This window comes from Actinosynnema sp. NPDC023658, assembly GCF_040639995.1.
Classification (GTDB): Bacteria; Actinomycetota; Actinomycetes; order Mycobacteriales; family Pseudonocardiaceae; genus Actinosynnema.
On sequence record NZ_JBFAAX010000135.1, the window covers coordinates 3101 to 13952 of the forward strand.

General features: G+C 74.5%; 15 protein-coding genes. 11 read left to right on the plus strand and 4 right to left on the minus strand.

Annotation, left to right across the window (positions count from 1 at the left end; all coding sequences use genetic code 11):
* The 4 genes from AB0G02_RS17020 to AB0G02_RS17035 form a co-directional block, all read left to right on the plus strand.
* On the plus strand, positions 1 to 196 hold a 196-nt coding region (locus AB0G02_RS17020; RefSeq protein ID WP_360794755.1), incomplete at its 5' end, for an aminotransferase class III-fold pyridoxal phosphate-dependent enzyme.
* A gap of 131 nt (positions 197 to 327) precedes the next feature.
* On the plus strand, positions 328 to 1701 hold the full coding sequence (locus AB0G02_RS17025) for a DUF2252 domain-containing protein (protein WP_360794758.1): 1374 nt from the start codon (positions 328 to 330) through the stop codon (positions 1699 to 1701).
* Between the two features lie 56 nt (positions 1702 to 1757).
* Complete coding sequence (locus tag AB0G02_RS17030; RefSeq protein WP_360794761.1) at positions 1758 to 2462, plus strand: histidine phosphatase family protein; 705 nt, start codon at positions 1758 to 1760, stop codon at positions 2460 to 2462.
* Entirely contained in the window at positions 2440 to 3294 is an 855-nt protein-coding gene (locus AB0G02_RS17035) for an NAD(P)H-hydrate dehydratase (RefSeq protein WP_360794764.1), read from the plus strand. The genes AB0G02_RS17030 and AB0G02_RS17035 overlap by 23 nt, the downstream gene beginning before the upstream one ends.
* On the opposite strand, the gene AB0G02_RS17040 is transcribed toward AB0G02_RS17035, so the two are convergent.
* Positions 3291 to 4172 carry a COX15/CtaA family protein gene (locus AB0G02_RS17040; protein ID WP_360794767.1) on the minus strand — a complete coding sequence of 294 codons (882 nt, stop codon included), beginning with the start codon at positions 4170 to 4172 and terminating at the stop codon, positions 3291 to 3293. The genes AB0G02_RS17035 and AB0G02_RS17040 overlap by 4 nt on opposite strands.
* 20 nt (positions 4173 to 4192) lie before the next feature.
* The gene (locus AB0G02_RS17045; RefSeq protein ID WP_360794770.1) at positions 4193 to 5812 is read right to left on the minus strand and encodes an ATP-binding cassette domain-containing protein; all 1620 of its coding nucleotides are present in this window, start codon (positions 5810 to 5812) and stop codon (positions 4193 to 4195) included.
* Between the two features lie 111 nt (positions 5813 to 5923).
* Between AB0G02_RS17045 and AB0G02_RS17050 the strand changes: the two genes are divergently transcribed.
* Positions 5924 to 6811, plus strand: coding sequence for a hypothetical protein (locus AB0G02_RS17050; RefSeq protein WP_360794772.1), 888 nt, complete (start codon positions 5924 to 5926; stop codon positions 6809 to 6811).
* 22 nt (positions 6812 to 6833) lie between these two features.
* Here the strand turns inward: AB0G02_RS17050 and AB0G02_RS17055 are convergent, their stop codons facing one another.
* Together AB0G02_RS17055 and zapE are read right to left on the minus strand one after the other, a co-directional pair.
* Positions 6834 to 7076 carry a DUF3040 domain-containing protein gene (locus tag AB0G02_RS17055; RefSeq protein WP_360794793.1) on the minus strand — a complete coding sequence of 81 codons (243 nt, stop codon included), beginning with the start codon at positions 7074 to 7076 and terminating at the stop codon, positions 6834 to 6836.
* Positions 7077 to 7143: 67 nt separating this feature from the next.
* Positions 7144 to 8154 (minus strand): cell division protein ZapE, encoded by a 1011-nt coding sequence (gene zapE, locus AB0G02_RS17060; protein ID WP_360794775.1) that lies wholly within the window; start codon positions 8152 to 8154, stop codon positions 7144 to 7146.
* Positions 8155 to 8193: 39 nt separating this feature from the next.
* On the opposite strand from zapE, the gene AB0G02_RS17065 reads away from it, so the two are divergent.
* The 6 genes from AB0G02_RS17065 to AB0G02_RS17090 all read left to right on the plus strand — a co-directional run bounded on the left by AB0G02_RS17065 (position 8194) and on the right by AB0G02_RS17090 (position 10754).
* Positions 8194 to 8967, plus strand: a complete 774-nt coding sequence (locus tag AB0G02_RS17065; protein ID WP_360794796.1) for a pyrimidine reductase family protein — start codon at positions 8194 to 8196, stop codon at positions 8965 to 8967.
* 53 nt (positions 8968 to 9020) lie between these two features.
* The gene (locus tag AB0G02_RS17070) at positions 9021 to 9491 is read left to right on the plus strand and encodes an Asp23/Gls24 family envelope stress response protein (RefSeq protein WP_360794778.1); all 471 of its coding nucleotides are present in this window, start codon (positions 9021 to 9023) and stop codon (positions 9489 to 9491) included.
* A 5-nt stretch (positions 9492 to 9496) separates the two neighbouring features.
* Positions 9497 to 9748: a hypothetical protein gene (locus AB0G02_RS17075; protein ID WP_360794781.1), complete on the plus strand. Its 252-nt coding sequence runs from the start codon at positions 9497 to 9499 to the stop codon at positions 9746 to 9748.
* Positions 9748 to 9924, plus strand: a complete 177-nt coding sequence (locus AB0G02_RS17080) for a hypothetical protein (RefSeq protein WP_360794784.1) — start codon at positions 9748 to 9750, stop codon at positions 9922 to 9924. The genes AB0G02_RS17075 and AB0G02_RS17080 overlap by 1 nt, the downstream gene beginning before the upstream one ends.
* Positions 9925 to 9995: 71 nt before the next feature.
* Positions 9996 to 10247, plus strand: coding sequence for an Asp23/Gls24 family envelope stress response protein (locus AB0G02_RS17085; RefSeq protein ID WP_360794787.1), 252 nt, complete (start codon positions 9996 to 9998; stop codon positions 10245 to 10247).
* A 3-nt stretch (positions 10248 to 10250) separates the two neighbouring features.
* Complete coding sequence (locus AB0G02_RS17090; protein ID WP_360794790.1) at positions 10251 to 10754, plus strand: DUF6286 domain-containing protein; 504 nt, start codon at positions 10251 to 10253, stop codon at positions 10752 to 10754.
* Positions 10755 to 10852 lie beyond the last annotated feature (98 nt).

Consider the following 10852-nt stretch of genomic DNA (forward strand, 5'->3'; position numbering starts at 1 on the left):
GCTGTGGGCCGGCGTCGAGATCGCGCCGGGCGGGCCGCGCGGTCGGGCGGCGTCCGAGGCGCTGGCCGGGCTGGGCGTGCTGTGCAAGGAGACGCACGACTCCACCCTGCGCGTCGCTCCCCCGCTCGTGATCACCCGCGAGGAGCTGGACCGCGGTGTCGATGCGATCAGCGAGGTGCTGGACACGCAGCGTTGACGCCGACCGGCCGGTGCCGGGCACGCGGCGCCGACGCGCTTGGCAAAGAGTCTTATACCCGCCGTTGACCCAGGTCACAGACTTGTCGAGGGAGGCGTGCCCGGGGCGGTCCGCCGTGCATCCTTACCCCCATGGGTGAACGGAAGAGGGCTCGGGCGGCCGTCGCGCTGGGACGGTGGGTCGAGCCCGAGGAGGTCCTGGCGCGCGGGCGCGAGCTGCGGGCCGCGGTGGGCCACGAGGCGCACCGCGCGATGACGCTCGCGCCGGACCGGCCCGACGTGGTCGAGTTCGTGGAGGCGTCGAACCGGGGCAGGCTGCCCGACCTGGTGCCGTTGCGGATCGGGCGGATGCTCGTCTCGCCGTTCGCGTTCTTCCGGGGCAGCGCCGGGCTGATGGCGGGCGACCTGGCCGCGGGCGCGCGCAGCGGCCTGGAGGCGCAGCTGTGCGGTGACGCGCACGCGGCGAACTTCGGCCTCTACGGCACGCCCGAGGGCCAGATCGTGATGGACATCAACGACTTCGACGAGACGCTGCCCGGCCCGTGGGAGTGGGACCTGAAGCGGCTGGCGACGTCGTTGGTGCTCGCCGGCCGGGAGGGCGGCGTGTCGGAGAAGGGCTGCCGCGACGCGGCGTCCGACGCGGTGCGCGCCTACCGGGGCGCGGCGCGGCACCTGGCCGGGATCCCGTTCATGGAGTCGTGGACGGCGCTGGGCGACGAGTCGGCGCTGTCCAAGACCAAGGCCGACGACCTGCTGGACGACTTCACCAAGGCCGCGTCCAAGGCGCGCAAGAACACCAGCGCCCGGGTGGCGGCGAAGTGGACGCGGCGCGAGGGCGAGCACATCCGGTTCGTCGCCGACCCGCCGGTGCTGTCCCGCATCACCCAGGAGGCCGCGGACGCCGTCGTCGACGCGCTTCCGTCCTATGTGGACACCCTGCGCGAGTCCCGGTACAACCTGATCATGCGCTACAGCGTGTCCGACGTGGCGTTCCGCGTGGTCGGCACCGGCAGCGTCGGGTGGCGCAACTACCTGATCCTGTTGCACGGCAACGGTGACGAGGCGCTGGTGCTCCAGGCGAAGGAGGCGCGGCCGTCGGCGCTGGCGCCGTTCCTGGGCACACCGCCGGTCAAGCACGAGGGCAAGCGGATCGTGCACGGCGCGCGGCTCGTGCAGGCGGAGACCGACATCCTGCTCGGCTGGACCACGATCGAGGGCAGGCCCTACATCGTGCGGCAGTTCCGCAACCGCAAGGGCGAGATCGACGCCACCACGCTGAAGCGGGACGACCTGGACGACTACGGCAGGCTCGCGGGCGGGCTGCTGGCCCGCGCGCACAGCCGGTCGGTGGACCCTCGGCTGCTGGCCGGGTACTGCGCCGGCGGCGAGGAGCTGGACGAGGCCATCGCCCGCTACGCGCTGGACTACGCCGACCGGACGTGCGCCGACCACGAGGCGTTGCAGGCGGCGGTCAAGGCCGGCCGGCTGCCCGCCGAAGTCGGGTGACACCCGGGCCCGCTCCCGGGGTGCCCCCGCGGCCCGGGACCGCTAGGTTTGCCGGGGTGGAGTGGATCGGGCTGATCAGACACGGCGAGAGCATCGGCAACGTGGCGCGCGAGGCGGCGGAGTCGGGCGGGCACGACGTCATCGACATCTCCCAACGGGACGCGGACGTGCCGCTGTCCCCCAACGGTGAGCAGCAGGGGCGGGCGCTGGGGCGGTGGTTCGCCGCGATGCCCCGCGAGCAGTGGCCGGACCTCGTGGTCGCCTCGCCGTACCGGCGGGCCATCGACACCGCCGCGCTGGCCCTGCACGGGCACCCGCGCACGTTGGTCGACGAACGGCTGCGCGACCGCGAGCTGGGCGTGCTGGACCTGTTGACCACGCACGGCGTGGCGCACCGCCACCCGGACGAGCTGGTGCGCAAGCGCCGGCTCGGCAAGTTCTACTACCGGCCGCCGGGCGGCGAGTCGTGGGCCGACGTGCTGCTGCGGCTGCGGTCGCTGGTGCGCGACCTGGACGGGCAGCGCGTGCTGCTGTTCGCGCACGAGATCACGCCCTTCCTGCTGCGCTACCTGCTGGAGGGCCTGCCGGAGCGGGACATGCTGGCCTACGCGCACAACTCCGTCGTGCCCAACGGCTCGCTGACCTCGTGGCGACGCGAGGACGGCGGCTGGGTGCTGGAGCGGGAGTTCGAGACCGGTCACCTCGTGGAGCACGGGGCCGAGCCGACGGAGACCGCGGATGCCACCACGCGCTCGGCCTGAGCCCGTCACGCCCGCCCTGCTGCGCGAGTGGCCGACCGGCCGCGACGACGGCGGCGCGGTGCTCGTCGTCGGAGGTTCGCGACGGGTGCCCGGCGCGGTGCTGCTGAGCGGCATCGCGGCGCTGCGCACGGGTGCGGTGACGCTGCAGCTCGCCGTGGCGGACCGGCACGCCTCCGGGCTCGGGCTGGCGGTGCCCGAGGCGATGGTGGTCGGGCTGCCGGAGACGGACTCCGGCGCGGTGTCCCGCGCGGCGGCGGACGAGCTGGAGGACCTGGTCGGCGAGGCCGGCGCGCTGGTCGTCGGTCCCGGCCTGACCGACCCCGACGAGACGGCCGCCCTGGTGGAACGGCTGCTGCCCGCGTCCCGCGGTCCGGTGGTGCTCGACGCGTTCGCGCTGGGCGCGCTGGGCACGCACCCCGGGCTGGGCGACCCGGTGCGCGGTCGGCTGGTGCTCACGCCGAACGTGACCGAGGCCGGGTTCCTGCTGGGCGACGAGGTCGAGGACCACGTGGACGCCGCGGTGGCCATCGCCGGGAAGTACGACGCGGTGGTCAACCTGATGGGCGTGACGGCCGCGCCCGACGGCCGGGTGTGGCAGGACGGCGCCGGTCACGTCGGCCTGTCCACGTCGGGCAGCGGGGACGTGCTGGCGGGGCTGGTCGGCGGCATGGCGGCGCGGCACGACGACCTGGCGCGGGCCGCCTGCTGGGCCGGGCACGTGCACGCGGTGGCCGGTCAGCGGTTGGTGTCGCGCACCGGGCTGACCGGGATGCTGGCCCGCGAGCTGCTGGACGAGGTCCCGCGGGTCCTGGTGGAGCTGCGGTCGCGCTAGGAGCGGGCGTCGAGGACGACCGGCCGGCGGAAGGTCCGCAAGACCAGGTGGGCGGTGGCGGCGACGACCAGCGCGGCGGTGACGACGTGCGCCGCCACCAGCGCCACGGGCAGTGCCAGCGCCTCCTGGGTCGACCCGATCGCACCCTGGACGACCGCCACCGCCAGCAGGGCGAGCGCGGCGCGGTCGCGCAGCAGCACCACCGCCGCGACCTGAAGCACCACCAGGAGCACGACGGCGATCCCGTGGGCCGTGGTCACCGCGGCGGGGTCGAAGCCGAACCGGCGCGCGCCCTCGTCACCGGCGTGCGGGCCGCTGCCGGTCACCACAGCGCCCAGGACCATCACGGCGGTGAGCGCCACCGGCAGCGCCGCCACCACCCACCGCACGCGGGGGTTCGCCGGTGCGCGCAGCTCGGCGTCGGGCCGGCCCAGCAGGTCGACCAGCACGACGAGCGCGGCGACCAGCGCCATGCTGCTCAGGAAGTGGACCGCGACGATCCCCGGCGCGAGCTCCTGGCGCACGCTGAGCCCGCCCACCAGGCCCTGCACGCCGACGCCCACCAGGACCGCGACGGCCAGCGGCAGGGACTTCGGCGGACGGGAGCGGTGCCGGGCGACCGCGACGACGAGGACCAGGGTGACGAGCCCGACGACGATGCCGAGCACCCGGTTGCCGAACTCGACGATCCCGTGCACGCCCATCTCCGACGTGGTGACGAAGGAGTCGTCGGTGCACTTCGGCCACGTGGGGCAGCCCAGCCCCGAACCGGTCAGCCGCACCAGCGCGCCGGTCAGCACGATCAGGACGTTGGCCACGAGGGCCGCGACGGCCGCCGAACGGGCGGTCTGCCGGACGGAGAGCCGTACCGCGTTCACGTCCGGCAGCGTAGATCGCCTTACCTGAGGCGCTTCACGCGCGTCTCGTCCCACACCGGCTCGTCGACCTCGACCACCTCGCCGTCGGACCGGAACAGCAGGAACCGGTCGAAGCCGCGGGCGAACCACCGGTCGTGGGTGACCGCGACGACCGTGCCGGTGAACCCCTCCAGCGCGTCCTGCAACGCCTCGGCCGAGTTCAGGTCGAGGTTGTCGGTCGGCTCGTCGAGCAGCAGCAGCGTGGCGCCGGACAGCTCCAGCAGCAGCACCTGGAACCGCGCCTGCTGGCCGCCGGACAACGTCTCGAACCGCTGGTCGCCCTGCTTGCCCAGGCCGTAGCGGCTCAGCACGGCCATCGCCGCGCCCCGGTCGAGCCCCTTCCGGCCGCCCTCGCCGTGCCACAGGACGTCGACCAGCGTGCGGCCGATCCACTCGGGGTGCTGGTGGGTCTGCGCGAACAGGCCCGGCACGACGCGCGCGCCCAGGCGGCACACGCCGGTGTGCGTGACGTCGCCGCCGCCGAGCAGCCGCAGGAAGTGGCTCTTGCCGGAGCCGTTCGAGCCGAGCACGGCCACCCGGTCCTCGAAGAAGATCTCCACGTCGAACGGCTTCATCAGCCCGGTGAGTTCGAGGTCCTGGCACGTGATCGCCCGGACGCCGGTGCGGCCGCCGCGCAGCCGGGGCGCCACCTTCTCGTCGGTCGGCAGCTCGGGCGGCGGCCCGGCCTCCTCGAACCGCTCCAGCTTGGCCCGCATGACCCGGTACTTGGCGGCCATCACCTCGCTGATCCTGGCCTGGATCTGGAGCGTGCGGACCAGCTCCTTGAGGTGGTCGTGCTCCTCGTTCCACCGGCGGTGCAGCTCGGCGAGGCGTTCGATGCGGGCCGCGCGGGCGGCGTGCCAGGTGCCGAACGACCCGGCGTGCGTCCACGCCGAGTGCGCCTCCACCGTCACCACGTGCGTCGCGGCGATGTCGAGCAGCTCCCGGTCGTGGCTCACCAGCAGCACGGCCTTGCCCGTCTCGCGCAGCCGGTCCTCCAGCCACCGCTTGCCCGGCACGTCGAGGTAGTTGTCCGGCTCGTCCAGCAGCAGCACCTGTTCCGGGCCGCGCAGCAGCGCTTCCAGCACCAGGCGCTTCTGCTCGCCGCCGGACAGCGTGCGCACCTCGCGGAACCGGGCCCGGTCGAACGGCACGCCCAGCGCCGCCACCGTCACCGTGTCCCACAGCACCTCGGCGTCGTACCCGCCGACCTCGCCCCACGCGGTGATCGCGTCGGCGTAGCGCATCTGGGTCGGCTCGTCGTCGGTCTCCATGAGCTCCAGCTCGACCGCGTCGAGCGCCTCGGCGGCGGCGCGCAGCGGCGCGGGTGACGCGGCCAGCAGCAGGTCCCGCACGGTGCTCTCGTCCCGCACCGAGCCCACGAACTGCGGCATCACGCCCAGGCCGCCCTGCACCCGGACGCTGCCCGCGGTCGGCGTCAGCTCGTCGGACAGGATCCGCAGCAGCGTCGTCTTGCCGACGCCGTTCGCGCCGACCAGGGCGACCACGCTGTTGGTGCCGACCTTGAACGACACGTCGCGGAACAGCTCCCGCCCGTCGGGCAAGCGGAAGGCGAGGCCGTTCGCGTCCAGGAATCCCACCCGCGCATGGTCGGCCATAGCCAGGCCTTATGGCCAGCCGATTAGGCCGTATCCACGAAGTGTGACGCGACTCCCCTAGGACACGGGGGCCGGTTTCGGGGAGGACGTCGGATGAGCTCCATGGAGACGGCACGGCTGGTCGCGGCCCAACTGGGCGTGCTGGCCGCGGTGGGCGCGCTGCCGTGCGCCGGTGACGGCGTGCCGGTCGGTGAGCCGGTGCCGGTGTGGTGCGACTCCGGCGAGGTGGTGCTGTGGCGGCACCCGGTGGGCCGCGGCTACGTGGACGTGGCGGCCCGGCCGTGCTGGGGTGCGCCGCTGGTGGCGTTCGTGCCCGAGGGCCGGGCGGAGTCGACCGTGCTGCGCCGGCCCTGGCCGGTCACCGACCCGCGGGAGGAGGCCGCCGAGCGGTACCGGCAGCGGGTGCAGGACCTCGCGCACCTGGCGCGGGTGGTGGGGCTGGACGAGCCGGTGGTGCGGCGGTTCGACCGGGGGATGGTCGAGGAGGTGCTGAGACCCAGGGTCGACACGCGGACGCTGCCGCCGTGCGCCCGGCCGCCCGAGCAGGAGGCCGACGAGTGGGCGCTGGCCGCGTGCGTGCAGGGCCTGCTGGCCTTCTACCGCTACCCCTACGACCAGGAGCGGCTGGCGACCGAACTGGGGTTGGGCACCGGGCCGGACCCCGTGCGCGGCACCTGGGACGACGTCGCGCTCGCGGTCCGGGAGCTGACCGGCAAGGCGCTGTCGGTGGAGGTGTCGACCGCGCCGACGTTCGCGGAGCACCTGACCGAGGTCCGGGAGCAGCGGCCGTCGATCAGCTTCGTGCCCGGTCGGGCCAGGGTGGTCACCGGGTACACGCGGATGAGCTCGCTTCGGCTGATCGGCGCCAGCTTCGCCGGACTCCTCGTGCAGGACCCCGCGGAGGGCGCGGCGCGGTGGGAGAACTACGACGCGATGGCGTGCGTGGGCAGCTGCACGGCCCGGGTGACCCTGGTGCCGTAGCACCGGCCGTCCGGGCGTGCGGTCACCGCCACGTGTAGCCGCGCATCAGCACGAGCACCGCACCGAACCCCAGCGACGCCAGGGCGGGGCCGAACGCACCGAGGAACAGCAGCAGCACGCCCAGGCCGCCGAACGTGGCCACGAGGGCGTAGCTGAGCGCCGGGTGCCGGGGCTTCCCGGCGACGAGTGCCGAGGCGAGGCCCGGCTCCTCGTCCGCGAGTCTGGTCTCGATCTCACTGAGGGTGCGGCGTTCCGCTTCGCTCATCACGGCGCTGGGATACCCGGCGCCCCTACCGCAAAACCACGCCGAATGGGGGGTTGAGCAGGCAAGATCACCGCGAGAGCGCGACGAGCCGGGACACCGCCCGCAGGTACTTCTTCCGGTAGCCGCCGCGCAGCATCTCGGCGGTGAACAGCTCCGAGAGCGGCTCCCCGGACACCGCGATCGGGATGTCCCGGTCGTAGAGCCGGTCGCCCAGCGCCACCAGCCGCAGCGCCACCGCCTGGTCGGGCGCGGGCCGCACGTGGCGCAGGTGCACCGCGGCCACCCCGTCCACCAGCCTGCCGTAGCCGGAGGGGTGGATCCGGGCCAGCGCCGCGCACAGGTCCGCGAAGTCGTCCAGCGTGCCGCCCGGCGTGCCCTCCGCCTTGGCCACCAGGTCCTCGTCCGCCATCGGCGGCGGCGCGTCGGGCAGGCCCCGGTGGCGGTAGTCGGGCCCGTCGACGCGCACCACGGTGAACTTCGCGGACATCGACTGGATCTCGCGCAGGAAGTCGGCGGCGGCGAACCGGCCCTCGCCCAGCTTGTCCGGCAGCGTGTTCGACGTGGCCGCGACCGACACGCCCGCCGCGGTCAGCTCCTTGATCAGCCGCGTGACCAGCATCGTGTCACCGGGGTCGTCCAGCTCGAACTCGTCGATCGCGAGCAGCTTGTGCCCGGACAGGCGGCGCACCGCCTCCCCGAAGCCGAGCACGCCGACCAGGTTGGTCAGCTCCACGAACGTGCCGTAGGCCTTCGGGCCGGGCACGGCGTGCCAGAGCGAGGCCAGCAGGTGCGTCTTGCCGACGCCGAACCCGCCGTCGAGGTACAGGCCCGGCTTGGCGTCCTCGGCGCTCGACCGCTTGAACAGCCGGCCGAGCACGCCCCGGCTGCCGCCCTCGGACACCCGCTCGGCGAACCCGCGGCACGCATCCACGGCGGCAGCCTGGCTGGGCTCGTCCGGGTTGGGCAGGTAGGTGTCGAAGCGGACCCCGTCGAAGCGCGGCGGCGGCACCAGCGCGTCCACCAGCTCGTCCGCGGCGACGTGGGGCGTGCGGTCGGACAGGCGCGGCGGGGCGGGCATGTGCGGATCGTAACGGCGTGTTGGGATGTGGCGGTGCGGATGTTGTGGCCACCACGTGACGGCGAGATCACCGACGACGACCTGGAGCGGCTCTACGACTACCCCGAGGGGCTCGACCGACCCTGGGTGCAGGTGAACTTCGTGTCCAGCGTGGACGGTGCGGTGTCGGTGGCCGGGCGGTCCGCGGGACTGGGCAACGACGCCGACCGGCAGGTGTTCATGCTCGGCCGCGACCTGTGCGACGTGGTGCTCGTCGGCGCGGGCACCGCCCTGGTGGAGGGCTACCACGGGGTGAAGGCGGGCGAGGTCCGCGCGTCCCGGCGGGCCCGGCTGGGGCTCTCGCCCGTGCCGCCGATCGCCGTGGTCAGCGGCCGGTGCTCGATCGAGCCGACGTCCACGCTGGTGACGAGCACCGCCGTGCCGCCGATCGTCCTCACCACCCGGGCCGCGCCGCAGGAACGCCGGGACGCGCTCGCCGCGGCCGGTGCGGACGTGGTCGTCGCCGGCGAGGAGGTCGTGGCGATGGACCTGGCGCTGGCGGCGTTGGACGAGCGCGGGTTGCGCCGGGTCGACTGCGAGGGCGGGCCGCGGCTGTTCGGCACGCTCATCGACGCCGACCTGGTGGACGTCGTGTGCGTGACGTACTCCCCGCTGCTGGCGGGCGGTGACGCGGGCCGGATCGCGGTGGGCCCGCTGCCGCCGACGCCCCGGTCGATGGAGCTGGAGAGCGTGCTGCACCACGACAGCGCTCTCCTGCTGCGGTACCGCAAGGTGACGCCTGATCCGGTGACGCCCGGCCCATCCGCGCCCTGATCCGGATACGGTCCGCTCCCGGACGTGCACGCACCGATTCGGGAGGGACCGCCGTGGCCCAGAGCACCGCCGCCAAGCCGGACACCGCCGCCGCGACCACCGCGGACACCGCCACGCGCCTGGCCGACGCCACCGAGCAGGGCCGGACCACGATCGCGTCGTCGGTGGTGCAGAAGGTCGCGGGCATCGCGGCCCGGGAGATCTCCGGCGTGCACGCGCTGGGCGGCGGGGTGTCGCGGGCGTTCGGCGCGCTGCGCGAGCGGATCCCCGGCGCGGGCACCGCGAACACCGCCGGCGTCGCCGTCGAGGTGGGCGAGAAGCAGGCGGCGGTCGACCTGGACATCGTGGTCGAGTACGGCGTGGCCATCGTCGACCTGGCGCGGGCCGTGCGGCGCAACGTGATCGGCTCGGTGGAGCGGATGACCGGGCTGGAGGTCATCGAGGTCAACATCGCGGTCAACGACATCCACCTGCCCGAGGACGACGAGGAGACCGCGCCCGCCTCGGGGTCCCGGGTCGAGTGACGGACGTGTCGGAGGACGTGGAGGCCGCGGTGCTCGCGCACCCGGACGTGGCGCGGCTCGACGGCGTGATCGCCTCCTACCTGCCCGGTCGGCGCGTGGACGGCGTGCGGGTCGGTGAACGGGTCGAGGTGGCGGTGGTGCTGCGGTCCGGGCGGCCGGTGGGCGAGGTGGTGCCGGAGCTGCGGGCGCGGGTGGCGCGGGTCGCCGGACCCGGCCCGGTGGACGTCGTCGTGGCCGACCTGGAGTGGGAGGGCTGATGAGCGCGACGCAGACCGGACTGCTCGCGGGCCTGGTCCTGGGCCTGGCGGCGACCAGCGGGTTCACCGCCTTCCTGGTGACGCTGGCGGTGGGGGTGATCGGGCTCGTGGTGGGCCTGGTGCTCGACGGCGCGGTGGACCTGGGCCATCTGCTCGGGCGGGGCCGCGACAAGTGACCCGCCCCGATCCCCCCGACGGCCCGGAGCCCCCCGGCACCCTGGAGATTCACTCGTCCGTGGTGCGGAAGGTGGCGGCGCACGCGATCGGCCTCGTGCCGGGCGCGCAGCCGAGCGCGTCGGTCAGGGTGGACCGCTCGGGCGACGACGTGGCGCTCGGGGTGAAGCTGGCGCTGCGCTACCCGTCGCCCGTCCGGGCGGCCGTCGCGGACGTGCGCCGCAGCGTCACCGGGGAGGTCGAGCGGATCACCGGCTTCCGGGTCCGCGCGATCACCGTGGTGGTCTCCGCGCTGCGCTGCGACACCCACCGGCGGGTGGGGTAGGCGATGCGGCTGCTCCTGCGGTTGCTGTCGCCGCTGCTCGGCTTGGCGGTCGCCGCGGGCGGCGCGCTGCTCGTCGTCGTGGTCGTCCGCCAGTGGTCCGGTGCGGGGTGGCCCCGGCCGGGCTGGTCCTGGGTGGACCGGCCGGTCCTCGTGACGGGTGCGTGCGTGGCGGCCGGCGGGCTGTTCCTGCTGGTCCTGGCGGCACGGGCTGGGGTGTCGCACCTGCCGCTGGACGACCCGGCCACCGGTGTGCGGGTGGTGACGACGCCGACCGCGCTGGCCCGCGTGGTCGGCCACCGGGTGCGGGCGGAGGACGGCGTCGTGGACGCGTCGGTCACCGCGTCACGGCGTCAGGTGCGGGTCCGGGTGACCAGCCGGTCGCACGAGGAGGCGACGTTGCTGCCCCGGCTGCTGGAGGTGGCGCGGGAGGCGGTGGCCGACCTGCCGATGCCCGTTCACCCGACCGTGTCGGTCGTGGTCGTGGCGCCGAAGGACCGGGACCGGTGACCCGCTCCCACCGCACCGAGCGCGTGTCGGCGTCCGTCCTCGGCGTGCTCGCCCTGCTGGTCGGGGTCGGCGCGGTGGTGCTGAACCGCCTGGAGGTC

What these genes read in the sequence shown, in the direction of transcription:
- AB0G02_RS17090 (WP_360794790.1), top strand. Translation starts at nt 10,251, where the DNA reads ATGCGGCTGCTCCTGCGGTTGCTGTCGCCGCTGCTCGGCTTGGCGGTC.
- AB0G02_RS17035 (WP_360794764.1), top strand. Translation starts at nt 2,440, where the DNA reads ATGCCACCACGCGCTCGGCCTGAGCCCGTCACGCCCGCCCTGCTGCGC.
- AB0G02_RS17025 (WP_360794758.1), top strand. Translation starts at nt 328, where the DNA reads ATGGGTGAACGGAAGAGGGCTCGGGCGGCCGTCGCGCTGGGACGGTGG.
- zapE (WP_360794775.1), bottom strand. Translation starts at nt 8,154, where the DNA reads ATGCCCGCCCCGCCGCGCCTGTCCGACCGCACGCCCCACGTCGCCGCG.
- AB0G02_RS17050 (WP_360794772.1), top strand. Translation starts at nt 5,924, where the DNA reads ATGAGCTCCATGGAGACGGCACGGCTGGTCGCGGCCCAACTGGGCGTG.
- AB0G02_RS17065 (WP_360794796.1), top strand. Translation starts at nt 8,194, where the DNA reads ATGTTGTGGCCACCACGTGACGGCGAGATCACCGACGACGACCTGGAG.
- AB0G02_RS17055 (WP_360794793.1), bottom strand. Translation starts at nt 7,076, where the DNA reads ATGAGCGAAGCGGAACGCCGCACCCTCAGTGAGATCGAGACCAGACTC.
- AB0G02_RS17080 (WP_360794784.1), top strand. Translation starts at nt 9,748, where the DNA reads ATGAGCGCGACGCAGACCGGACTGCTCGCGGGCCTGGTCCTGGGCCTG.